General features: G+C 41.9%; 21 protein-coding genes and 1 pseudogene. 5 read left to right on the top strand and 17 right to left on the bottom strand.

All coding sequences use genetic code 11. The features are described 5' to 3' along the window. A pseudogene (locus tag Q0791_RS18650) lies at positions 1–265 on the top strand (hypothetical protein); the annotation flags it as partial. A 738-nt stretch (positions 266–1,003) separates the two neighbouring features. Here Q0791_RS18650 and Q0791_RS18645 read toward each other — a convergent pair. After that, on the bottom strand, positions 1,004–1,204 hold the full coding sequence (locus tag Q0791_RS18645) for a YheV family putative zinc ribbon protein (protein WP_299009674.1): 201 nt from the start codon (positions 1,202–1,204) through the stop codon (positions 1,004–1,006). 152 nt (positions 1,205–1,356) lie between these two features. Between Q0791_RS18645 and Q0791_RS18640 the strand changes: the two genes are divergently transcribed. Both Q0791_RS18640 and Q0791_RS18635 read left to right on the top strand, forming a co-directional pair. Continuing rightward, positions 1,357–3,267 (top strand): ABC transporter ATP-binding protein, encoded by a 1,911-nt coding sequence (locus tag Q0791_RS18640; protein WP_299009673.1) that lies wholly within the window; start codon positions 1,357–1,359, stop codon positions 3,265–3,267. A 26-nt stretch (positions 3,268–3,293) separates the two neighbouring features. Then, positions 3,294–3,806, top strand: a complete 513-nt coding sequence (locus Q0791_RS18635; protein WP_299009671.1) for a DUF2390 domain-containing protein — start codon at positions 3,294–3,296, stop codon at positions 3,804–3,806. On the opposite strand, the gene Q0791_RS18630 is transcribed toward Q0791_RS18635, so the two are convergent. The 16 genes from Q0791_RS18630 to Q0791_RS18555 form a co-directional block, all read right to left on the bottom strand. Next, positions 3,798–6,290, bottom strand: coding sequence for a prolyl oligopeptidase family serine peptidase (locus Q0791_RS18630; RefSeq protein WP_299009669.1), 2,493 nt, complete (start codon positions 6,288–6,290; stop codon positions 3,798–3,800). The genes Q0791_RS18635 and Q0791_RS18630 overlap by 9 nt on opposite strands. Positions 6,291–6,501: 211 nt before the next feature. After that, positions 6,502–7,077 (bottom strand): aminodeoxychorismate/anthranilate synthase component II, encoded by a 576-nt coding sequence (locus Q0791_RS18625; RefSeq protein WP_299009668.1) that lies wholly within the window; start codon positions 7,075–7,077, stop codon positions 6,502–6,504. A gap of 127 nt (positions 7,078–7,204) precedes the next feature. Beyond that, a complete protein-coding gene (locus Q0791_RS18620; protein ID WP_299009666.1) occupies positions 7,205–7,684 on the bottom strand; it encodes a ClpXP protease specificity-enhancing factor in 480 nt (159 codons plus the stop codon). Next, positions 7,684–8,313, bottom strand: coding sequence for a stringent starvation protein SspA (gene sspA / locus Q0791_RS18615; protein ID WP_299009663.1), 630 nt, complete (start codon positions 8,311–8,313; stop codon positions 7,684–7,686). Before sspA ends, Q0791_RS18620 begins: the two co-directional genes overlap by 1 nt. A gap of 99 nt (positions 8,314–8,412) precedes the next feature. Further along, positions 8,413–9,108, bottom strand: a complete 696-nt coding sequence (locus Q0791_RS18610) for a cytochrome c1 (RefSeq protein ID WP_299009660.1) — start codon at positions 9,106–9,108, stop codon at positions 8,413–8,415. Continuing rightward, on the bottom strand, positions 9,108–10,322 hold the full coding sequence (locus Q0791_RS18605) for a cytochrome bc complex cytochrome b subunit (protein ID WP_299009657.1): 1,215 nt from the start codon (positions 10,320–10,322) through the stop codon (positions 9,108–9,110). The genes Q0791_RS18610 and Q0791_RS18605 overlap by 1 nt, the downstream gene beginning before the upstream one ends. Beyond that, positions 10,319–10,912, bottom strand: coding sequence for a ubiquinol-cytochrome c reductase iron-sulfur subunit (petA, locus tag Q0791_RS18600; protein WP_299009654.1), 594 nt, complete (start codon positions 10,910–10,912; stop codon positions 10,319–10,321). Before petA ends, Q0791_RS18605 begins: the two co-directional genes overlap by 4 nt. 354 nt (positions 10,913–11,266) lie before the next feature. After that, positions 11,267–12,145 (bottom strand): protease modulator HflC, encoded by an 879-nt coding sequence (gene hflC, locus Q0791_RS18595; protein WP_299009651.1) that lies wholly within the window; start codon positions 12,143–12,145, stop codon positions 11,267–11,269. A 2-nt stretch (positions 12,146–12,147) separates the two neighbouring features. Further along, on the bottom strand, positions 12,148–13,284 hold the full coding sequence (gene hflK / locus Q0791_RS18590) for an FtsH protease activity modulator HflK (protein WP_299009648.1): 1,137 nt from the start codon (positions 13,282–13,284) through the stop codon (positions 12,148–12,150). A 37-nt stretch (positions 13,285–13,321) separates the two neighbouring features. Further along, entirely contained in the window at positions 13,322–14,632 is a 1,311-nt protein-coding gene (hflX, locus tag Q0791_RS18585; RefSeq protein WP_299009646.1) for a ribosome rescue GTPase HflX, read from the bottom strand. 17 nt (positions 14,633–14,649) lie between these two features. Next, entirely contained in the window at positions 14,650–14,931 is a 282-nt protein-coding gene (hfq, locus tag Q0791_RS18580; RefSeq protein WP_299009643.1) for an RNA chaperone Hfq, read from the bottom strand. Between the two features lie 93 nt (positions 14,932–15,024). Beyond that, entirely contained in the window at positions 15,025–15,951 is a 927-nt protein-coding gene (gene miaA, locus Q0791_RS18575; RefSeq protein WP_299009640.1) for a tRNA (adenosine(37)-N6)-dimethylallyltransferase MiaA, read from the bottom strand. Next, complete coding sequence (gene mutL / locus Q0791_RS18570) at positions 15,944–17,917, bottom strand: DNA mismatch repair endonuclease MutL (protein WP_299009637.1); 1,974 nt, start codon at positions 17,915–17,917, stop codon at positions 15,944–15,946. Before mutL ends, miaA begins: the two co-directional genes overlap by 8 nt. 59 nt (positions 17,918–17,976) lie before the next feature. After that, positions 17,977–19,305 (bottom strand): N-acetylmuramoyl-L-alanine amidase, encoded by a 1,329-nt coding sequence (locus Q0791_RS18565; RefSeq protein WP_299009634.1) that lies wholly within the window; start codon positions 19,303–19,305, stop codon positions 17,977–17,979. Further along, entirely contained in the window at positions 19,302–19,775 is a 474-nt protein-coding gene (tsaE, locus tag Q0791_RS18560) for a tRNA (adenosine(37)-N6)-threonylcarbamoyltransferase complex ATPase subunit type 1 TsaE (protein ID WP_299009632.1), read from the bottom strand. The genes Q0791_RS18565 and tsaE overlap by 4 nt, the downstream gene beginning before the upstream one ends. Positions 19,776–19,923: 148 nt before the next feature. Next, on the bottom strand, positions 19,924–21,429 hold the full coding sequence (locus tag Q0791_RS18555; RefSeq protein WP_299009631.1) for an NAD(P)H-hydrate dehydratase: 1,506 nt from the start codon (positions 21,427–21,429) through the stop codon (positions 19,924–19,926). 151 nt (positions 21,430–21,580) lie between these two features. Here Q0791_RS18555 and Q0791_RS18550 point away from each other — a divergent pair, with 151 nt between their 5' ends. Further along, positions 21,581–22,675 (top strand): efflux RND transporter periplasmic adaptor subunit, encoded by a 1,095-nt coding sequence (locus tag Q0791_RS18550; RefSeq protein WP_299009630.1) that lies wholly within the window; start codon positions 21,581–21,583, stop codon positions 22,673–22,675. 15 nt (positions 22,676–22,690) lie between these two features. Continuing rightward, positions 22,691–25,759: an efflux RND transporter permease subunit gene (locus Q0791_RS18545; protein WP_299009629.1), complete on the top strand. Its 3,069-nt coding sequence runs from the start codon at positions 22,691–22,693 to the stop codon at positions 25,757–25,759. The last annotated feature ends 96 nt before the right edge of the window (positions 25,760–25,855 follow it).

Genomic DNA, 25,855 nt, shown 5'->3' with positions numbered 1-25,855 from the left:
GCTTATTATGGTTGTTTGGAGTATTTTACCTCAAAACCCTTGATGTGGCTGCTTTATATAAGGGGACACCTAAGGGCGGCTACTTATTCAAGGCGCTTGGTCTATCATACGTCATGTTGAACAAAGTACAGATAGACTATCTGTTTGGGCGAAACAGTTGATTGAACGAAGAGGTAAGCATAAAGCCGTGGTTGCTGTCGCGAATAAGCTCGCAAGGATCATCTGGTCAATGTTATACAAACAAACAGAATATAGAACCAATTAAAAAGTACAGCGTCATCCACACCAAGTGATGCGATAAAATGTAATGAAGTAACAGGTAAAACCGACCTCTGTCAATGCTGGGCGAGAACACGGGCGCAACGAAACCCGAACGGACGATAAGCTACAGAGGTGCGGTACTCATTAGGGCCAGAGAATGATTATTTCACACAAACAGGCCGGATATACGTATGCAGTTTTACCCATAGTTACTTAACAATATCGCTTGTATTAAGTGAGGTGTCCATATATGTTTTGGCAGAGTCCACAAGGAAGTGCTTGTGACGCCTAAAAAATGGATCTGCACAAAAGCCTGCGGCAGCAATGAATTCAACTTAAGTATTGTCATTCAAATACACTATCCCAATACCTAATAGAGTCAAACGCTTATTTCCCTCAAATTAAGCTCAGCTTAATTTACCAAAATGTCGCCATCCTTCATTTAAAGGCGTCCTATTTTTTGAAATATATACAATCATGTCTGATCACAAGTGAACTTCAAATCGAAACAACAAGCTGTTTTTTTGCTCTTAACATCAGGTGTGAACAGATCTATGACCTTCGATTTCAGGGTGAAATCGTAGAGCGCCCAAGGATGGGTTCACAGCGTGTCATAGACATGTTTACACATCAGCCCGCTGCAAGCGATAGATAACCATGAAGGTTAAAACTCAACTAAATCAACACCAGACACGTCAACAATCTAGAATCAAAGCATTCACCTTGGGCTATCAAGGTAAGACTAATCGGGTTTAAACACTCCAATCACATCACCGGTGGCTTTTTTCTCTATTTTCTCATTGGTTTGCTGCTCACGGTAATCACATTCGATACACTCTATTGTTTCAATGCCGTTCTCTTTAAAGAGTACAATACTGTCTTTTGCTTGACATTTTGGGCATTTGGCACCGGCGACAAACCGCTTTTTAATTTTGGTATTCACGCTAAGCTAACTCAGTGATGTTTAATATCCACTATTTTGCCATAAAAACTCACCAAATATGCACTATTTATGCTCTGTCAGTAGAAGTTAGGCCCATTTCTAAGCTATTATCTCTGTCCCATTTATTTCAGATCTCAGTCAAGTCGTCACCCATGATAAGCATCAATCAAGCACAACTTATTCGAGGTTCAAAAACCTTACTCGATGACACCTCACTTACGATTTATCCTGGCCATAAGGTCGGATTAGTCGGCGCGAACGGTACGGGTAAGTCATCCTTATTGGCGCTTATTTTAGGGCGAGTGCAATTAGATAAAGGCGACATTAACGTGCCCAGTGGCTGGGAAATTGCCACTGTGGCTCAAGAAACTCCGGCACTGGATGTTTCAGCTATCGATTATGTCATTGATGGCGATGTGGAATATCGACAACTTGAGGCGCAATTGAATACAGCCCAGATGGAGGATAATGGCCATGATATTGCCGTTATTCATGGCAAAATCGATGCCATTGGCGGTTATGCCATTCATGCTCGCGCTGCTAGCCTGCTTGCTGGACTGGGATTTAGTGAAGAGAAACAAAACAATCCGGTAAAAAGTTTTTCCGGGGGCTGGCGCATGCGCTTGAATCTGGCTCAAGCCCTTTTGTGCCGCTCAGATTTATTATTGCTCGATGAGCCCACCAACCACCTTGATTTAGATACCATGTATTGGTTAGAAGGTTGGATTAAAGCCTACCAAGGCACCTTAATATTGATCAGCCATGACAGAGACTTTATCGACGGCATAGTGGATGAAATCGTGCATGTGGAGAATCAAAAACTCAATTACTACAAGGGCAATTATACGGCATTTGAACGTATTCGCGCCGAGCGCATGGCTCAGCAACAAGTGGCCTTTGAGCGCCAGCAAAAAGAGCGCGCCCACATGCAGTCTTTTGTGGACAGATTTCGCTATAAAGCCAGCAAAGCTAAACAAGCTCAAAGCCGCTTAAAAGCCTTAGAGCGGATGACAGAATTATTGCCTTCCCATGCGGACAGTCAATTTTCCATGGCCTTTAAAAAGCCCGATGCACTGCCTAACCCTCTAGTGACTATGGAGCAAGTTTCTATCGGTTATGGCGAGACTGAAATTTTAAAGCGCGTACACCTTAACTTAGTCCCTGGTGCCAGAATAGGCTTATTGGGCCGTAATGGCGCGGGTAAATCGACTCTGATTAAATTGCTCTCAGAAGAGCTCAAGCCTATGAAAGGCAAATATGAGACTAACCCGGGCCTGAATATTGGGTATTTTGCTCAGCACCAGTTGGAATTTTTACGTTTGAATGACTCGCCATTACAACATCTGATGCGTCTCGCCCCCACTAAACGCGAACAAGAACTCAGGGATTTCTTAGGCGGCTATGGCTTTAACGGAGATATGGCACTGGCCCCTGTCAGGCCGTTTTCTGGCGGTGAAAAAGCTCGCTTAGTATTGGCCTTATTAGTATGGCAACGCCCTAATTTATTATTACTGGATGAGCCCACCAACCACTTAGATTTAGAGATGCGCCACGCTCTCACTCTCGCATTGCAAACCTTTGAAGGGGCCATGATTATTGTCTCTCACGACAGGCATTTACTTCGCCTAAGCTGCAGTGATTATTACTTAGTGGATCAAGGGGAAGTGCGCAGCTTTGAAGGCGATTTAGACGATTATCACCAATGGCTACTGGATGCCGCCAAAGAAGAAAATAAAAAGCTCGCTAACGCGAGTGCCACGCCCGCTCAAGATAAAAAGCAACAAAAAAGGCTAGAAGCAGAGTTACGCAAAAAGCTCTCGCCGATTAAGAAACAGCAAACAAAACTGGAAAAACAGCAGCAAAAAGCCAACGATAGACTGAGCGAACTTGAATCAATGTTGGCTGAAACTAGCCTTTATGATAGCGACAACAAGGCGCAATTAACGCAAGTCCTTAATGAGCGAACTCAGCTCACTCAAGACTTAGAGGCCAGTGAAATGGAGTGGCTGACATTGCAAGAGCAAATAGAAGACATAGAGCAAACGGCGAGCATAAACAGTTAATTGAGCACAAAGTTAAAGGATCCCTCATGGACAAAGCCCATACACTCAAGCTGTTTAAAGATAAAATAGTGCAGTCTTTATGGCACGAATGCGATACGCTTTACGCGCGGGATCCTAAAGGCTATATTGCCCTGCAGAATACTTATCAAATCAACGTTAACTTACTCTTGCTGGCCCAATGGCTAGACAATTTACACATAAATAATCAATCCCTTATCTTAAATGCACACATTTGGTCTGAGCTCAAAAACAAGGTGCAAACACATGACCAAGATGCGCTTATTCCGTTTAGACAACACAGACGCGCCAGTAAAAGCAATGTATCAAGAAGTCAGTATCAAGACATGCTGAAAAAAGAGCTGCAATTAGAGCGCCAAACCCAGCAATACATTTTCACAGAGCTACATATACTGCTTCAAAACACTCAGTATTCCCAGCTCCACATCTTACCCGCTAAAGCTAACTCAGAGGCTCATCAACTTGTTGCCAATTCTGCCAGCCAAGATAGCAATGCGGGAATTTATTTGAGCTTATTTTAATTGAGTTTCAAACAGTTTAAAAATACGGCGATACTCATCTAACCAACTAGAAGGCTGGCGAAAGCCATGAGGTTCGACGGGATAAATGGCAGTTTCAAACATAGGTTTTTCAAGCTCAATTAACCGCTGCACTAAACGCACACTGTCTTGAAAAAAGACATTATCATCCACCATACCAGCCATGATAAGCAAAGGCTTTTTCAGGCCTTGTGCCCACTCAATAGGCGAGCTTCGCTCAAAGGCAATAGGATCGATTTGCGGTGTATTGAGAATATTAGACACATAAGGTTGATTGTAATAAGCCCAATCTGTCACTGGCCGCAATGCCGCCCCCGCTTGGAATAATTCAGGCTGAGTAAATAATGCCATGAAAGTCAAAAATCCGCCGTAGGATCCGCCGTAAGTCCCCGCTTTACTCGCATCCACATTGGCATTTTTCACCATCCAATTAACGCCATCTTGTAAGTCTTCCACTTCTGGATGACCCATTTGACGATAAATGGCTGTCCGCCAGTCTCGTCCATAACCTGCCGATCCCCGGTAATCCATATCCATGACCACATAGCCTTGTTGCGCTAATAAGTTATGGAACATGAATTCACGAAAATAAATAGAGAAACCTAAATGCGCATTTTGCAAGTAACCCGCACCATGATTAAATATCACCGCTGGATACTGACGTGCATTATTCTTATCAAAACCGGCAGGTAAATACACTCTGGCATAAATATCATCTGCGCCATGGCTTGAAGGCACTTTAACCACCTTAGGTGCTTGCCATGGGTAATCACGAAATGCCTTGCTGGTATAATGGGTTAATTGTTTCAACTCACCACCAATTTTTTGAATATAGAGCTCAGCAGGCTCAATGGTTTTTGACGCTGTGAGTAATAATTGTTGTCCTTGTGGGCCTAGTTGATAAGTCAACTTACCTTGCCAATGGGTTAGCTGTTCCGTTGCGCCAGTACTCACATTAACCCGGTATACGTTCTCGATACCAGGATGATCTTTATTGGCTTTATAATAGATATACTCCCCTGTTGGGCCGAGAGTAATATCAGACACCACAAACTTTCCTTGAGTTAAAGCTTGTTCACTGCCGTCTAAAGGTTTGAGGTAAAGTTGTGAGTAACCCGACTGCTCAGATAAATAATACAAAGTAAATGTGTTAGGTAACCAGCCAAACTGATTATGGAAATAATTAATCCAAGCCTCATCATGTACCCTATTTTGCGTCTTCAACTCACCCGATGAAAGATCTAAGGTCGCAATCCAGCGATCTTTATTATCAATAGCCTCAATCATCAGCGCTACTTGATTGCTTTCCATCTGCCATTGAATGGGACTTTGTTTGCGGCTCCAATCTTTAATAAGCTCAAACTTACGCGGCGTTTTGGTCGCTTTATACTCATCGCCTTTTAGTTTGGCATTCTCAGCACGAATATCAGCAAAGACATCATCATCATATCCGGTGAGTCCTTCTATTTTTATGGTCTTTTGAGTATGCGCATCAAGATCAAGTAACACAAAGCGTTCACCTACTGGCTTATCTTCACTGATCAAGGCGCGAACAGGTGTCGACTCCATGGGACCTTGTTGTGTAATAAACTTCGCCATGATCCCCGTTGTTTCATCACCACCAAAATCATAGTTATAATTTTTATCGATTAACGATAAAATAATATACCGGCCGTTTGGTGACAAACTTAAGGTTTGCATCTTTTCGCTATCACCTAAATACCAAGTCTTAGGCGCTAAAGTAGGATCGACTTTTGCTAATTGCTGCTGATATTCACGGCGCTCTTGAGCTTGCTGATTCTGAAGTGATACATACTCAATTAACCTATCTTGCTGTGTCGCAATATAGGTATCTACTTTGAAAGCTTCAGGTTTTATCGACATTTTGATGTTAGCTATGTCTTCTAATAACCCAGTATCAAGGTGAATTTTTACCACTTTACCCGCTTGCCAGAAAGCCAAATTACCATCGTCTAGAAAACGGATCCCTTGAATGGGAAGGCTTTGCTTGGTCAGCTGCCTCACTTTTTGGGTTGAAACTTGCTTGATAAAAACATTACCCTGATAAATATAGGCTTTTTGGGTTCTGGAAACGTTAAATATCCCTTTGGCTTGACTGGCGGAATGTAATTGATCCAGTGTCAACTCAACCGCTTTCCCCTCTTTGACACTTTGCTGATAATGCTGCTTTAAGCTGGACTCATGAGCCTGACGGGTAAAATACACACTTTGACCATCATCGTTCCAATAAGCATTCTTCGCTAATATTCCCATCCAATCAGGATTAACCATGATCTGTTTTAATGTGAGTGGTGAAGTACTCTGTGGTGGCGCCACTAATGCGACAGGGGCATCATCGACTGTCGGTAAATGGGCAATGTTTTCACTAGATAATATAGAAGTACAACCGGCAAGTACGGATAAGCTCAACAGGCTCAATCCTGTTTGGCGAAGTAAATGCTTCATCCTCTTTCCTTATGATATTAGCCTAAGTTCAAAAGCACTTTGCATCGTCAATCCACTCATCGATACTCGCTTCTTTTTTAAGAAACTTGAGCCCAAAAAGCCACTTTATGCAGAAGTGTAAACTTAGCGCAATGGAAAATAATGCCCCATTTATATCACAAATACGTAAGAATTAAGTGCTAAACAACAAAATAAAACAACACAATAAAGATTAATTGTTTACATTTAAAAAGTTTTGCAGCAAGTCTAGGCCTTGTTCGGTTAAAATAGACTCAGGATGGAATTGTACGCCATATAAAGGTAAAACTTGATGACGCATCGCCATGATTTCGCGACCATGGCAAGGATCGTCAAACCAAGCTTCTAAAGTAAAATCTTTTGGCACGGCATTAACCAATAGAGAGTGATAGCGAGTCACAGTGAGCGGCCGATTTAAATTGCTAAATAAATGGGTTTCAGTGTGCTCAATCGTGCTGGTTTTTCCATGCATCACTCGCTGTGCCCGCTCGACTTTTGCACCATATACCTGTGCAATCGCTTGATGCCCTAAACACACACCCAATATGGGTAATTTACCTGCAAAATATTCAATCGCCGCTAATGATATTCCCGCCTCATTGGGCGTTTGAGGCCCAGGCGAAATGACTAAATGAGAAGGCGCCAATCTCTCGATGTCTTCAAGGGAAGTTTCATCATTACGCTTAACAACGACCGTTTGCCCCAGCTGCTGAAAATATTGCACTAAGTTATAAGTAAATGAGTCGTAATTATCAATAATTAAAAGCATAACGAGTTATTTTTTGAAGGTGAATTCAGCCACTAACGGACGAGTAGCATCAGAATAACAATAAAAAAGCCAATCCGTTGATTGGCTTTTCAACATGAGTCAATGTCATATTAATTAAAATCGATCGCTACTTCACTAACGTTAAATGGCTGCGACGTTTTGAACTATCAGCTTTCTCGCTTTTAGCATGACTTTTCGTATCACTTTTCGTATCACTTTTCGCTGACTCTGATGGCTCTTCGACAATGGCCAAGCCTTGTTCATCAGACTCCTGCGGCGTTTGATAGGCATCTTCCAAATCAAATACCGTGCCAGCACCATTTTCTCGAGCATAAATAGCGATCACAGATGCCATAGGTAAATACAACTGCTGTAATACACCACCAAAACGTGCGCTAAACTCAATACTTTCATTAGAAATGACAAGCTCAGACACTGCACTAGATGAAATATTCAGCACAATTTGCCCATCTTTCACATATTGCTGAGGTACCATAGTATCAGGTACATAAGCATCAATCACAACATGCGGTGTGAGCTCATTATCCATCAACCATTCATAATAAGCTCGAAGCAGATAAGGACGATTCGGTGATAATTCTTTCATTACATACCCATGCGCATTTCGCGTTCGGTCTCAGTTAAAGACGCTTTAAATGATTCACGATCGAATAAACGTGTCATGTAAGCTTTGATCTCTTTTGCGACGCGATTATCAAGCTCAATACCTAATTGTGGTAAACGCCACAACAAGGGCCCTAAATAGCAATCAGCAAGACCAAACTCTTCACTCATAAAGAAAGGCATTTCAGAAAAAACAGGGGCAATAGCCGTTAAGCTATCTTGCAATTCTTTACGAGCAGAATCAACACGATCACCTTTTCGGATCCGATCGACTAATGTATACCAGTCAGACTCAATTCGGTGCATCATCAAACGTGTTTGACCACGAGAAACCGGATATACTGGCATTAATGGTGGATGTGGAAAACGCTCATCCAAATACTCCATAATGATCCGTGAGTTATACAACACAAGCTCACGATCAACCAAAGTAGGTACACTGTTATAAGGATTAATTTCAAGTAAATCCTCAGGCATGTCGTTAGGGTCGACCTGAAGTACATCGACGGTAACCCCTTTTTCAGCCAAAACAATACGAACTTGATGACTATAAAGGTCGTCAGCGCCTGAGTACAGGGTCATGATTGAGCGTTTATTGGCAGCAACAGCCATTGATACCCTCCGGGATCTGTAAAAAAACAAAAATGCAAACGAGGGGCATAGCCCCCCGTTTACAACATATGAATACGCTATTCTAACTCTTATTGGGGCTTAGTGTACATCTTTCCAATATTCTTTCTTCAATAGATAAGACACAATAAAGAAAATAAACAGGAATCCAAGCACCCACCAACCTAAACTTTCACGTTCAAGTTTAACGGGATCACCAGAGTATACTAAAAACCCAGTAATATCTCGAACAACTTGATCATACTCTTCAGGGGTTAACGTTCCGCCCGATGTCACAATAGAACCATCTTCTTGTTTAACAGGCAGACCTTGCAGTGTCTGCAATACATGAGGCATACCTACCGACGGAAAGACGGTATTATTAACGCCAAATGGACGACTTTCATCTTTATAAAAACCTTTAAGGTAAGTATAAATCCAGTCTTCACCTCGAACACGCCCCACTAAAGTTAAGTCTGGAGGCACAGCACCAAACCACTTAGCAGCATCATCATCGGTAATGGCATTTTCCATTAACGCGCCGATTTTTGTATCATTGTACAGATACTTCTGGCTCATTTCATCAAGCGGAATATTCAAATCCGTCGCCACTCGCTCATATCGTTGATATTGGGTACTGTGACAACCAGAGCAATTGTTTTGAAATAAATCCAAACCACGTTGCAGTGACTCTTTATCATGCAAGTCAATATTGGCTTTTTCAAGATGAACATTGCTTCCTGCTGCCATAGCAAGCGTAGGAATTAAAGCGACTAATGCGATTAATAATTTTTTCATTAGTGTGTCACCCTCTCTGGCACTGGCTTGGTTTTCTCATTCTTACTGTAAATCCACAACCAAACGAAGAAACCAAAATAAGTTACCGTAAAGATACGGGCGGCAATGGTTAATGCAGGTGTTGCAGGAACCGCACCTAAGTAACCCAACACAATGAACGAAACCGCAAATTGAGCAATGTTGATCTTGTGTGTCATGCTACGGTAGCGGATAGACTTCACCTTACAGCGATCAAGCCATGGCAAAACAAACAAGACCGCAATCGCTAAGCCCATGGCGATCACACCAAATAGCTTATCTGGCACAGCACGTAAGATGGCATAAAACGGCGTGAAATACCAAACTGGCGCGATGTGCTCAGGGGTTTTCATTGGGTTTGCCGCTTCAAAATTCGGCTTCTCTAAGAAATAGCCGCCACCTTCTGGCATGAAAAATAAAATATAACAAAAGACAATCAAGAAACCGGCGACACCCATGATGTCTTTAACGGTATAGTATGGATGGAACGGAATACCGTCTTTTGGCCAACCATTTTCATCTTTATTCTTTTTAATCTCAATGCCATCGGGGTTATTCGAGCCCACTTCATGTAAGGCGATCAGGTGTAAAAAGACCAATACAACCAAGACTAGCGGCAGAGCAATAACATGCAAAGCAAAGAAACGGTTTAGTGTTGCGCCCGAAACAACAAAGTCACCTCGAATCCACAAGGTTAAATCATCACCAATAACGGGAATGGCACCAAACAATGAAATAATGACCTGTGCACCCCAGTAAGACATTTGTCCCCAAGGTAGCAAGTATCCCATAAAGGCTTCAGCCATTAACACCAAGAAAATCAGCATGCCAAATAGCCATAACAATTCTCTGGGTTTTTGATAAGAGCCATACAATAAGCCACGGAACATATGCAAGTACACCACCACAAAGAAGGCGGAGGCGCCAGTGGAGTGCATATACCTTAATAACCAACCGTACTCCACATCACGCATGATGTATTCGATAGAAGCAAAAGCCCCTTCTGCAGTCGGTACATAGTTCATGGTTAACCAAATGCCTGTCACCAACTGGTTAACAAGAACAAGTAAGGCTAATGAACCAAAGAAATACCAAAAGTTAAAATTAGTTGGTGTTGCATATTGACCCACATGACGGTTATAGGTCGCCGTCATAGGAATACGCTCATCAATCCAATTGACTAGATTTTTAATCATGCGCTAGCCCCTTCATCTACACCGATAAGTACGGTACCGTCATCAAGATATTGATGTGGTGGGATCACTAAGTTTAACGGCGCAGGTACGCCTTGGAAAACACGGCCCGCCATATCAAATTTAGAACCATGACAAGGACAGAAAAATCCAGAGGTTACACCTTGAACTTGCTCTCCAAATGTATCAGGCTGATAAGTCGGTGAACAACCTAAATGTGTACATAAACCCACAGCAATAAAATACTCAGGGTTAATAGAACGACCCACATTCTGTGCATACACAGGCTGCTGTGGTTCTAATGAATCAGGATCACGCAGTTGATCATTATGCGTGGCTAGCTCCGTAAGAACCGATTCAGTACGACGGACAACCCATACAGGTTTCCCGCGCCACTCAACACGGATCAATTGACCGGGCTCTAATTTGTTAATATTTACTTGAACCGGTGCACCTGCAGCTTTCGCTTTGGCACTCGGATTCCATGACTTAATAAAAGGAACCGCTACAGCGACGGCACCAGCACCACCCACTACGGCGGTTGCTGCGGTCAGGAATCTGCGACGTCCGGTATTGACTGGCGCATTGCTCATCCACTTATCTCCAGAGAGTGTTGGAATTTTTATTTTAAAACGTTACTTGAAATCAAGCATATCTACTTAAATCAATTAACATAGATTTGAGGCGCGCTCATTATAGCCAAAAATTAGAAACAGATCATAGCGAAAATACACAAGTATATTAACTATGTTAACTTGAACGACATTTATGTATAAAAAACGAGCAAGAAAAACAGGGTAAGCAAAGACAAACTATTACAAATGTGAATTACAATAATGGAATATAAAATGAGAACTGTTACGGGAAAAGAAATAAAGCAGGAGCTTGAACAACAAAAAAGCCCGATATATATCGGGCTTTTCACACTCAATCAGTGGCTAGATAGGTTATTTACCCGTTGGGCTCTTCATAAATTTGAAGAATTCACTATCAGGATCTAATACCATCATGTTTGAACCATTGGCAAAACTGGCTTTATAGGCATCTAAACTGCGCAAGAAGCTATAAAGATCTGGGGCTTTAGTATATGAGTCGGCATAAATCTTAGCTGCTAACGCATCACCTTCACCACGAGTCGTCAGTGCTTTTCTTTTTGCTTCTGCAATTTGAATCGTCACACTCGCATCTGTTTTAGCACGAATAATCTCAGCCTGCTCACGGCCCTGAGCACGATGCTCTTTAGCAACCGCTTGCCTTTCAGCGCGCATACGTTGATAAATACTGCTACTCACGTTTGCCGGAAGGTTAATTTGCTTCACTCTGACATCAACGACTTGAATACCTAAGTCAGCGGCACTGTCTTTGGCATTTTGTAATGCTTCAGATTGCATTTCATCACGCTCACCAGAAACGATTTGCTTTATGGTACGACGGCCAAACTCGGTACGAAGGTCATTATTAATTTTACGTTGCAGTAAAGATTCAGCCGTGGCTTTTTGTCCGCCATTGGTTGAAAGGTAATAACGTTCAAAATCCAAAATTTTCCATTTAACGTATGAATCCACCATCAAGTCTTTCTTCTCTGAAGTCACAAAACGATCCGCTTGGCCGTCTAGTGTTTGAATGCGGGCATCCAAAAACTTCACTTTATCTAAGAAAGGCACCTTCAAATGTAAGCCTGGGCTATACACTTTGGTTTTTCCATCGACTTTGATTATCACACCAAAGCGAGAAACAATGGCTCTTTCACCTTCATTAACCACCATTAGTGATGACAACCCTATGGCGATCACTAAAGCAATAATAATTGCAGTCAGTCTACCCATGATTAGTTTCTCCCCTGTCTAGTGCGATCACTGCGGCTCGATCGGCCATCCATAGGTATACTGCTTGGGATCCCTGAAACGCTTCGAGGTGTCACTTGAGTACTGGTTTGGATCTGAGTGTCCTTAATCTTCTTGGGAGCAGATTCTAGCAACTTATCTAATGGTAAATACATCATATTATTGCTATTTTTTGAATCGACTAAGACTTTGTTCGTACCAGAGAATACTGCTTGCATCGCATCTAAATAAAGACGCTCACGAGTCACCTCAGGTGCAGCAAGGTATTCGGGCACTAACTTATTAAAGCTCGCCACTTGACCTTCAGCTTCCAGTGTCACACGCTCTTTGTAAGCATTAGCTTGTTCTTCCATTCGCTGCACTTCACCACGAGCCTTAGGTTCAACTTCGCGAGAGTAAGCTTCCGCTTCACGAATGAAGCGTTGCTCATCTTCCTGAGCAGCAATAGCATCATCAAAGGCATCTTTGACTTGCTCAGGTGGGCGAGCGGGTAAAAAGTTCACGTCAACGATTTCAATCCCAGTATTATAAGGTTTCATAATACGATTAATTTCATCCCACGTGTCACGACGAATTTGATCCCGTCCAGTGGTTAAAATAGCATCCATAGTATTATGGCCTACAACAAATCTAAGGGCGCTGTCAGTTGCTTCACGTAAGCTGCTATCCGCGTTAACGACGCTATACAAATAATCTTTTGCATTAACAACACGATATTGAACATCCATCTCAACCTGAACCAGATTTTCATCTTTCGTTAACATGCTACCCGACGCTGGAATTGAACGGACAGTAGACACGTTTACTGGCGTCACAGTATCAATAAAAGTGGGTTTCCAATGCAAACCTGGTCCAATATCAGTCACATATTGGCCAAAACGCAATACCACACCTTTTTCTGCTTCTTTGACCGTATAAAAACCCGATAACCCCCACGCCACAGCGAGGATCCCCAGCACAATCAATACCGCAAAAGAGCTGATCCCCGAACCTCCCCCTTTACCGCCAAAGCGTTTAGTTAGGTTACGGTATACTTCATCTAAATCTGGTGGGCCTTTATCATTCCCATTCTTCTTTCCCCAAGGGTCATTGCCCTTGTTACCGGGCTCGTTCCAAGCCATTTAGTACTCCGTATTCATGTAAAAATAAAAGAAACGACTAAATATCAACTTCTACTGTATCATCTTCTTCTACAATAAAAGTCGTTAATTCCCCATGACTCTGTTTTGTTAATCGAAGCCAATCAGTTTCCAACAAACGCACAGACAAAATACAATTACCGAACTCGTCATATTCCTTTGCTTGTATGGCATCCAGCCGATAAAAATGCCCAAGATAATGGCCAGCACTGGCTGGAATCTGCAATGTAAATTGACTAATCGCTTTTCCAACTAAGGCATTGATGGCTTCTTGTAACAGCATTAAACCTTGTTGTTTCTGCGCAGAAATCCAAACTCGCGTAGGTTTTCCCTCATCATCATAATCGATATGAGGAGTCACATCATCAAGCAAGTCTATCTTATTGCAGACTATCAGTTGTGGTATAGCATCAGCTTCAATTTCTTTGAGTACATTTTGTACTTGTTCGAAATTATCACTCATGTTTTCATCTGCGCAATCAACAATATGTAATAGCAAGTCAGCCTGACGTGTTTCTTGTAATGTTGCCTTAAATGCAGCAACCAGCTCATGGGGTAAATGTCGAATAAAACCCACTGTATCCGCTAAAATTACACTGCCATCATCCAAATCAAGTTTTCTTAACGTGGGATCTAAAGTGGCAAAAAGTTGATCCGCAGCATATACCTCAGACGATGTCAGCGCATTAAATAAAGTCGATTTTCCCGCATTGGTATAACCCACTAAAGAAACCGTCGCTAAATCACCTCGATGACGAGCACGCCGGCTTTGCTCCCTTTGCTTATCGACTTTAGCCAGACGCTTGTTAATGGCTTTAATGCGACCACGCAATAAACGTCTATCCGTTTCAAGCTGAGTTTCACCCGGCCCACGCATTCCAATACCACCTTTTTGCCTTTCTAAATGCGTCCATCCTCTGATCAGCCGTGTTGACATGTGGCGCAATTGCGCTAGCTCCACTTGTAACTTACCTTCATAGGTTCTGGCTCTTTGGGCAAAAATATCTAAAATCAAGGTGGTACGATCTAACACACGGCATTGGCATAAATATTCAAGGTTTCTCTCTTGAGCGGGAGTTAATGCGTGATTAAAAATCACCACATTGGCCTCAGTCGCTGCCACCATTGCAGCGAGTTCTTCTGCCTTTCCTGAGCCGACAAAATATTTTCTGTCTGGAGATCGACGACTTGCTGTAATAACGCCAATAGACTGGGCTCCTGCTGACTCAACTAATAACTGCAGCTCAAGGAGATCTTCTCTACTATCTTCATCAGAAAAATCAACATGAACCAGTACAGCACTCTCACCAGCCTCATAACGTTCAAACAAAAAGCAAACTCCTTAAACTAGATCTCACCGTGGTCATCAACTGGCGCATTATAATTTGGTTGCGCATTCTGTGATGGCTGATGGTTAGACACATTAAATGGACGAGAAGGCACTACAGTTGAAATGGCATGTTTATATACCATTTGGCTAACAGTGTTCTTCAATAAAATAACAAATTGATCAAAAGACTCCACTTGACCTTGCAATTTTATACCATTAACGAGATAGATTGATACAGGAACGCGTTCACGACGCAAAGCGTTCAAAAACGGGTCTTGTAAAGATTGCCCCTTAGCCATTTCTCATTTCCTTTTTATGTAATATTCAGTAATAAATCTAATAAAGAAAACTTTATTGTTTGGTTTTAGTATTATACAGCTGCAGCTAATAAGCTAGCGACACAGTCGCATTATTGTAGCAAGGTTCGTTTCCTCACCGCTTTCTAGCCAATTTAATTCTGGCCATCCTCGTAACCATGTTAGTTGACGCTTGGCCAATTGCCTAGTCGCGACGATAGCTTTTTCAACCATAATATCATATTCAATGTCACCATTTAGGTATTCCCAACATTGACGATAACCAACACAACGCATTGATGGTAAGTCTAAATGAAGATCCTTTCTGGCTTTCAATTTTTGCACTTCAGCTACAAACCCTTCGTCCAACATCACACGAAATCTTTGTTCAATAGTCTTGTGTAACATCTTTCTATCGGTGGGTGCAATCGCAAATTGCACTACATCGTAAGGAAAGGTATCAGATTTTGTTTGGGAAAGCTCGGTTAAAGAGCGTCCCGTAAGCCGATAAACTTCGATTGCACGTGACAAACGTTGAGGATCATTAGGGTGGATCCGTGCCGCTGAAACTGGGTCAATCACAGTCAATTCATCATGCAAACATTGCCAACCTTTCGCTTCAGCCTCAAGGGCAATTTGTTGGCGAACCTGCTCATTGGCAGCTGGTAAAGGCGATAATCCTTCCAGTAACGCTTTGAAATAAAGCATAGTTCCGCCCACTAGCAATGGCACTTTTCCACGCTGTAAAATCATCTCGATTTCATTCAAGGCATCACGCCTAAAATCAGCCGCAGAATAACTTTCGTTAGGCTCGATAATATTGATCAAACGATGGGGCGCACTTCGCAGTTCATCAATACTGGGTTTGGCCGTGCCAATATCCATGCCTTTATAAATTAAAGCCGAATCCACAGATATAATTTCACAATTAAACTCTTGTACAAGTTTTATCGCCAATGCCGTTTTACCCGATGCAGTAGGTCCCATTAAGGTAATGACTTTTTGAGATATCTCTTTACTCACTCGACTTCTCTTTTAACCATGCTTGCCAGGGGAGTCTGACAGCTTGCTTTGATGTTACTTGCTGTTGAACGACTTCATCCAACGCTATCCATTTGAGCCAGATCTCGCTAGGCGCGGTAAACTTCACCACAGCGGCTTTTGTTAACCAAGTGACTAAAGCAACCTCATTAGGCTCTTCAAACCTTATCCATTGTAATAACTCAGGAATAAGCGTCGCTAATTGACTGTCTCTTAAATATGGGGGCACTTTCTTTATTATCAACTGCCCGAGTCGAATTGTTAGCTCAATACCTAATTTTTTCAACCACATCTCTTTTGATTGAATAGTATCAATCCAATCTGGATCGGCACCTACAGATACTGGCATCAATAAGGGCTGCCCAACTAAGCCATTTGCCAGTTTTTCCTCGATCTCATATTTTAATACAGCCTGCTGAATATCTTTGATTTTTAGTAATAACAATTCATCATTGTCAGTTATCACCCAATACTCTTGTGCTAAGACTGCAGGCATAGCTTCATTGGAAGCGACACTTTTCTTTAACGCATCCTCGAGTGAAGCCGTCGTTAATAAAGCACCATAAGCCGCTATTTCAGAACGCGATGGAAGCTCAGCAGGCTGCCTAGCAGAGCCTGTCGACATTCCCCCCGTCGCCTTTACATTAAAGGGCTTATCCTGCGCTGCTTGCTCAACATTCATGTTTAAATGATAACGATCAGGCTCCACAGATCCATCAGGCTTAACCCCTAGACAGCTATCAGCTTGATTATTTTCTGCCCTGTAAGCTGTATGCTCCCTTAACCCTAAAGCGGTTTGCGCTGTTTTATTTCCTTCATTGGAATACACAAGTTCTGATTGAAGTGAATGAATCTGTCCTTTAAATGTATTATCCGCCATGCTGTATACATTTGATGTCTCCTCAACAGCCTCTTGGCTTGAGGCTCCATTCTCTTCAGAGGGCTCCTGCCCATGAATTTGCGTTAACGCCGATTGTAATGCCTGTAATATGAAATCATGTACATAGCGACTTTGATGAAATCTTACTTCATGCTTTGCAGGATGCACATTAACATCGACTTGAAATGGGTCAATGCTTAACATCAATACATAGCTGGGATTGAGTTCAATATTGAGCTCACTAAAAGCCTGCCTAACAGCGTGATTGACCAATCTGTCACGTATAAGACGGCCATTAACATAAAAATATTGTGTATCAGCATGAGTAGTATGGATTTCGGGGGATTGCAGGTACCCCTGAAGTTTAAATTCACCATGCTCACAATCTATCGCTAACGCCGTTTCAGCAAATGCCTTACCACAAACTTGCCCTAAACGTTGTAGGTATTGTGCTTGAGTACTCGTACCTTGGTAATTTCTCACCACTTTACCATTATGTTTCAGAGTAAAATGCACATCTTTTCGTACCAAAGCAATCCGCTTAAGCCATTCATCTATATGGGTAAACTCTGTTTTATCACTCTTTAAAAAACGGCGCCTAGCAGGTGTATTAAAAAACAAGTCCATGACTTCGATGCTTGTACCTACAGGGTGAGCAGCGGGTAGGATCTCTACCGCCATTTCTATCCCTTGGGTCTTAGCTTGCCAAGCTTGCGCTTGCTCTAAGGTATTGGATGTTAACGTCAACCTAGAAACAGAGCTAATACTCGCTAATGCTTCACCTCTAAAACCAAAACTTAAAATAGCATCAAGATCATCTAAACTACTTAATTTAGACGTTGCATGGCGAGATAAGGCTAAGGTTAAGTCTTCTTTAACGATACCTACGCCATTATCTCGAATGCGGATTAATTTACTGCCGCCTTTTTCAATATCGATATTAATTTTCGTTGCACCAGCATCAAGAGAGTTCTCTACCAGCTCTTTAATCACTGAGGCAGGCCGCTCGACCACTTCTCCTGCTGCGATCTGATTGGCCAACTGCGGAGGTAGCTTAAGAATTGCCATTATAATATTTCCCCCCTTTTAACGGCATTAAAAATAAACTGAGCTTAATCATACTCATATCATGCCTTGGGAATAATTAATTTTTGCCCTATCCGTAAACCATCCGACTTCAATCGATTCACTTTTTTTATACTGGCCATGGAAACACGGTAGCGTTGTGCTAATACCGATAAAGATTCACCTTTTCTCACCGTATGACGGGTTTGCGCTTGACTGGCAAAATAAGAATTAGTAGGAGGATTGGCCTTAAAATAAGTCAAAACACCTTTATAAACAGCATTGGATAAGTTGGTTTGATGCTCTTTTTGCGTTAATAATTTGGCTTCACGCGCATTTGAAATAAAGCCTGTTTCAACCAAAATGGAAGGAATATCAGGTGATTTTAACACAGCAAAACTTGCTGATTCCGGCTTGCTTTTATGTAATTGTGTGACTTTACCTAAATGACTTAACACTTTTCCAGCCACATTGTGACTCATTGCCATGGAGCGATCCATTGACATATCCAGCAGCGTCATGGCGAGATATTGCTCATTATCGGTATTTTGAATAATTTCACCCGCTCCGCCTAATAACTCAGAATGTTTTTCCTTTTGTTCTAACCAGCGACCTATTTCACTGTTTGCTCGCCGCATAGAAAGCACCCACACTGACGCCCCTTTGGGCCTTGGAGAAGTAAAGGCATCGGCATGAATAGAAATGAGCAAATCGGCTTTGCTATTTCGAGCAATTTCTGAGCGTTTATTTAAATTGACAAAGTAATCCCCTGTTCTCGTCATGACCGCTTTCATGCCGGGAGTCGCATTAATTTTGGCAGCGAGTTTCTTTGCAATTTGCAGCACGACTTTTTTCTCATACACACCGGATGCAGCGATAGAACCGGGATCATCTCCACCGTGACCGGCATCAATCGCCACAATGACATCTCGCACCTTCTTAGGTACAGTCAAATTCTTACTTTTAATCTCTTGACTCACCTTCTGACTGTCATCCAAATCGACCACTAAACGGTTGCCATAAGGAGCCGTGGGAGATAAAGAAAACAAATTCGCTTTAACAGGCTTAGTGAGATCAATAACCAGGCGTAATGTGCCTTTTTTTGGGGGGGTACTGATCCTAATGCCTTTCACAATTTTACTGTTATTAGCAATTTTTTTTAAATTAACTGACGTCCTACCCTCTTTCAGATCAACAACCACACGATAAGGATTAGTCAATGTAAAGTGAGAATATTGAGGTGAGGCACTTAAATCAAATACGACTCGAGTCGACTCAGGTGCTGCCCAAATTCTTACACCCGCTAACGTATTAGCAGCGTAAGAAGAAAGAGAAAAGACACAGGCCAGTAAAAAAATGACACATGGAGTAAAATATTTATTTTTATTCATTGCTGTATACACGACAATATGCGGCAACCTTCATCTGTTTTAGCATTGAAAGTGATTATCCGCTCTAATCCATCATATTGCATTAAAATGGATAAATCTGCTTCAGGGATCATACCAAAGCCACGATCAGGCCATTCTATTAAACTTATCGTATTCTCAGTAAAGTAATCTCTGATCCCCATAAACTCTAATTCTTCCGGATCAAGTAAGCGATATAAATCAAAATGATAAACAACCAAACTATTCAACTCGTAGGGTTCGACTAGCGCATATGTGGGACTTTTTACCGCACCTTTATGGCCCAAGCCTTGTATTAACCCACGGCTTAATGTTGTTTTCCCCGCACCAAGATCTCCACTTAAATAAAGCACCAAAGGCGCTGTGATCACATTGGCCAATCTTAGCCCTAAGGCCACTGTTTCATTTTCATCTTTAAGGTGAAAGCTGACAGATGTTAATCTTGATGTCATAGTTACTTCAATAATTGTTGTTTGAAAAAATGATATTAATACTGACTGTAAAAATGTTGTTATTTTTAATCAATCCCGCATCTAAGCGTATAGCAGGTTTAACCGTCAGCATTTTATACTAAACGACTCATTATCTAAACAATCTCATTCATATTTTAACGATCTCCTCATTGAGCAACTGCCGAATGAAAGGCATCAAATCACTGGCTAACATGCCTATCTCACCCTCAATGGCAGCAAGATCGGCCGCTTTTCCATGGATCACAACCCCCAAAATTGCCGCATTCATCATATTAAGCCCTTGGGCTAATAGCCCTCCAATCAACCCAGACAACACATCGCCACTGCCGCCACTTGCAAGACCGGGATTTCCCACAGGCGCGATGATCATATCCTCGCCGTCATAAATCAATGTTCCGGCGCCTTTTAGTACAACAACGCCACCATAAATTTGGTGTAATTGCTTAATCGCTGAAAATCTATTCTGTTCAACTTCGCGACGTGAAATATTCAATAACCTCGCGGCTTCACCTGTATGGGGAGTGAGAACCCATTGTCCATGTCGCCAAGGTTGTTGTTTTAATAAATGCAATGCATCTGCGTCAATGACGCAAGCTTGATGACTTGATTCAAGACTCATTTTCACCGCATTCAATAACGTCTCTCCCCAAGCGCCTTGGCCCAAACCTGGACCAATAACTATCGTTTCGGCCCAATCTATACGGCTCCTCACTTTTTCTTCAAGCGTATCACAAGCACAAAACATCACTTCAGGCCTTTTCACATTCACGGCCAATAAATGCTCTGGTCTTGAAATCACACTCACTAACCCCGCCCCAGCCCTCAAACCAGCCTCAGAGGCCATCATCACGGCCCCCATCATTGAGGAATCTCCCCCTATTACAGCCAATTTGCCATTGTCACCTTTATGGACATCTTTTGCTCTAACAGGTAAAACATGACTCACATTACACTGGGTTATGACCCATGTATTTGTCTTTGGAAGCTGCTTTTCCAGCCCAACAAATACATGATAGATTTTCCCACTAAAATGACGCGAGCGGCCAGTGTACAGGCCCTGTTTCGTTCCTCCAAAGGTCAAGGTGGCATTCGCCTTAACCGCGGTAGAATAGGCAAAGCCAGTATCAGCATCTATCCCTGACGGCACATCTAAGCTTAGCACCCAAGCTTTGCTTTCATTGATCACTGAAATGAGCTTATCCATTTCTTCAGTCAGCTTTTCTTGTCTTAACCCCGTCCCCAATAATCCATCAACAATGACTGATGCAGATAAAATAGTAGACTCACAAAAAGGTTGAATGGTTCCTCCTTGATCCATGTAAATTTTTTGGGCTTGCTGTAACTCACCATGTAACACAGCTTTATGCTTAGACATTACATTTGCAGTCACTCCTGCCTTTAATAGTAAACTGGCTAAAACATAAGCATCAGAACCGTTGTTGCCATTACCCGCCAATAAATACACAGGATCACTTGTTTTTTCTAACTGCTGTAATAATTCAAAAGCCGCTGATGCGGCAAGCTCAACTAAATTAAATAAAGAACAATCTCCCGTTTTTACTTTTTGCATTTCAGCATCTTTTACCTGCCGACTCTTATATAGCGGTGTCACAATAAAAGCCTTATTTAGCATCTGCTTTTCCTTCTTTTCTATATGTTCAACGAATATTGTTCCTAGACATAATGAGCACATTACAAAGAAATGGCGATTTCTAAATTTGGAACTACAGTAAATATAGACAAACAAAATGTATCTCGTTTGAACATAACAGGTTAAATATCATATGAATGATCCGTACAAAAAAAGGATTTTAATTGTTACCGCTATCATAGTTATTATCGCTGTTGGTTCATATTTTATTAAAGCAGACTATAAAGCAAAAGAACTTGCCATAAAGCCCACTTCACAGACCACTATCGTTGAAATGGCAAAAGTAGAGTCTAAAGATCTCGGTACCATTATCCATGCAGTGGGAACGATTCAGTCATTTAGTGGTGTCACATTACGTGCCCAGATCCCAGGCCGCATAACCGCCATCAATGTTCGCTCCGGCAGTGATGTTAAAAAAGGCGACATCATTTTAGAAATCAACCCACAAGTTCTTCAAGCACAACTTAACGAAAGCATAGCAGAACTCAAACTCACAGAGTTTGAATATCAGCGGCAAAAAAAGCTCTATGAGCGAAAAGTCATTTCACTGGAACAATTAACCACAGCAGAAAGTAACTATTTTATTAGCAAAGCAAAAATAGAATCCGCTAAACAATCCCTAGACTTAGCCCGCACAAAAGCCGAATTTAATGGTCGCTTAGGACTCATTAATGTGGAAGTGGGTGATGAGGTGGCCGTGGGCCAAGCATTAGCGAGTCTTGAGTTAATCGATCGATTACGAGTCGAGTTCTCTATTCCTCAAAAATATATCAAGCTCATTCAAAAAGGGGATAAAATTGCTATCAGCTCTAACACTGAAGGCAATAGCCCAAGCCACCTTGGTACCGTCTATGCAATAGACCCATTACTCGATGAAAGCACCCGCACAGCAAATATTCGAGCCGAAGTCTCACCACAAGGGTTAATACCTGGCAGTTATGCCGAAATAAGTTTAATGCTTGATGACAAAAAACCACAATTAGTCATTCCTCAAACCGCGGTAATTCACTCCTTATACGGCAATTATGTTTACAAGGTCGTTAACGGCAAAGCCAAACGAACGCTTGTAACATTAGGTGAAAGACAAGCTAACACTGTGATTATTTCTAAAGGCTTGCAAGCCGAAGACACAGTTGTCAGCGCCGGATTACGTAAAGTCACCGACGGCGCGTTAGTCAGCCCAGGTCAAACGAACAAAACATTCCAGTCACAAATACCTAAGACATAAAGGTGCATAATAATTATGCTTATTCAAAGGTTTATTGAAAAACCCGTTTATGCCATTACGCTTTGTCTTCTAATCATATTAATGGGTGTTGCCGCATACCAACAACTTCCAGTTAGACACTTTCCTCTGCTACCCACCTCTGAAGTGACCATCACCACCATTTTTCCGGGCGCCAGCCCGACAGTCATGGAAGAATTTGTGACTGTCCCCATGCAGCGAGTATTAACCGGTTTAGAAGGCCTAGATTATTCCATGGCCAGTAATACCGAAGAGCAAAGCTTGATCACATTAAAATTTTTTATTGGTACCGATGTGGATGCGGCGCTCTCTCAAATAGGTAATCGTATCAACGGCATTATGTGGGAATTACCCACAGGGATTAATAGTCCTGTGATCACTAAAATTGATCCTAATGCGGGTGCAACCAGTGGCATTTTATACATAGAAACGACATCTAACACTCTGGATAACAAACAAATTACTGAGTATTTACGTAATATTGTTGTTCCTCGCCTTGAAACGGTTCCTGGAGTGTACGAGATCAATATTTTTGGCGAAAGGCAATACGCCATGCGGATCTGGCTATTGCCTGAAAAAATGGCGGCACATAACATTACTGCCGATGACATCACCACGGCGCTGAATAACAATAATTTGGTGTCGACCACAGGCTCTTTATATGGTGACTTAGTCAAAATTAGTGTGAGTACTGATACTAATCTATCCAGTGTCTCAGATTTTGACAATATCGTGCTTCGCAATGAAAATGGCCGATTTGTGAGAATAAAAGATATTGGATACAGTGAATTTGGCGCCACCGATTACCAAACAGGGGGTGTCGTCCATGGAGAGCCTGCCGTTATTTTAGGCGTTACCGCAACCGACAAAGCTAATTCAATCGAAACTGCAGATAATATTATTGCGTTATTGAAAGATATTCAAGCAGATGCTCCCGAAGGCCTGCATATTGCTCCGAACTGGAATGTCACTCAATTTAGCAAGCAATCTATCGAAGAAGTCTATAAAACTTTTTTTGAAGCCAGTGTTTTTGTTTTCCTTGTGATCTTTGCTTTTCTCGGCTCACTGCGCTCTATTAGCATTCCTCTCGTCACTATTCCTTTATCTATGCTAGGTGCCGCATCTGTCATGTGGGTCATGGGGTACAGTTTAAATGGCTTAACTTTATTAGCTTGGGTACTGGCCATTGGCTTAGTCGTTGATGACTCTATTGTTGTGCTTGAAAATATCCACCGCCATATGGAACAAGGCATGACTCGGCTTCAAGCCTCTATCGAAGGAGTGAAAGAATTGCGCTTTGCGATTTTTACCATTACCTTATCTGTTGCAACAGTTTTTGCCCCTATCGCATTTGTCCCTGGATTTTCAGGCGCTTTTTTCCAAGAATTTGCTCTAACCATGTCTTTTGTTGTACTCGTCTCAGGCATACTCGCCTTATTTGTGTCTCCCGTAATGTGCACCTATTTACTCCCTCGAAAAGGGCATCAAACCAAACTCACTGAAACCGCCGATAAACTCTTTAAACGAGTCCGTATTGCCTATAAAAAGCTGCTTTCAAATATATTACACATAGAGTGGATGGTAGCCGCTGTCTTTATTCTACTCGTATTAGGGGGGATTAAATTATTTGAAGAAATTCCCTCAGAATTAATGCCCATTGAAAATACCGGCGCGATTAATGTCCTTGGCTTAGGCCCCAGTAACGCTAATTATGAGTACTTAGTTAAATACGCTCAACCTATTAATGACATTTATGCCTCAATTCCTGAACGAAGAACCTCAGGCATGATTAACGGGCTCCCTTTATTTGGCTCCACAAACAGCATTAGCTGGCTCTTGTTAACGCCACAAAATGAACGAAAACGCAGTGAAGATGAAATCCTTCAAGAAGTACAAGAAAAAGCCGCCGCCATTCCAGGAATACAAGCTTTTGCTTTTAAACTCAATACTGTACCTGGCGGTACTCAACAACCATTGAGTTTTGTTTTAAAATCTGCCGACACCTACGAACAAATGAGTTTTCATGTTGATAAACTCATCAATGATCTTGCAAATTTTCCAGGAATAACGAATCCCAGCACCACCTTTAGGATAGATAAACCTCAACTGCAAGTGAACATCAATCGGGATAAAGCTGCCGATTTAGGGATCACAGTTAACGATATTGAAAGCACGCTCAATACCATGTTAGGCAAACCTGTTATTGGCTTTTTTGGCTTAGATGGCTACGATTACGAAGTGATCCCTCAAGTGCCACAACCTTATCGCATGAATCCCGTGGATCTTAATCATATGTATGTTAGAGCCGCAAATGGCGAAATGGTTTCACTGGAAAACGTGATAAGCTTCTCTGAAACTGTGATCCCACAAAGTTTAGATCAGTTCGATCAAATGCGCTCTGCCACCATCACAGCAAGCATAGGTAATCATTACTCTTTAAGCCAAGCAATAGATTATCTAGAAGATTATGTCGATACTCAGCTTCCTCAGAATTACAACTATGACTTTACTGGAGAAGCACGGGATTTATTACGATCAGGATCTCAACTTGCCACCGCCTTTGCCTTTGCCATTGCACTCATTTACTTATTACTTGCCGTCCATTTTAACAATTTTCTCGACCCGTTTATTGTCATGTTAAGTGTGCCTTTGGCTATTGTTGGCGCTCTCTACGCTATGTATATGACAGATACCACCTTAAGCATTTACACAAAAATTGGTTTAATTATGCTTGTTGGTCTCATCAGTAAAAATGGGATCTTAATTGTTGATTTTGCCAACAAGTTGCGAAAAGAAGGGATGAATGCCCGCCAAGCGATCATAGGTGGTGCTTCTATTCGCTTAAGACCCATTTTAATGACAGCACTGTCCATGATCTGTGGTGCCCTGCCTTTAGTTCTTTCTGATGGTGCAGGCTCAGTGGCACGTAATCAAATTGGCTGGGTCATTATCGGTGGCATGGCGTTGGGAACCTGCTTAAGCCTATTTGTCGTTCCCACAGCCTATTTAATCATTAACACTATTTTGAATAAAAAAGAAACGACATCTGCTAAGGCACAACAATAAATCACTATGTTTAATAATACTAATACCAATTCCATTATATAGATGATCAATTCAGAGCTTCTCAGGCTTTTCAATTCAAGGCGCATTTATGCTGTA

It is taken from the genome of uncultured Shewanella sp. (assembly GCF_947495455.1).
Taxonomy (GTDB): Bacteria; Pseudomonadota; Gammaproteobacteria; order Enterobacterales; family Shewanellaceae; genus Shewanella.
The sequence above is the reverse complement of the archived record's forward strand: the minus strand, read 5'-3'. Positions and strand labels throughout refer to the sequence as shown.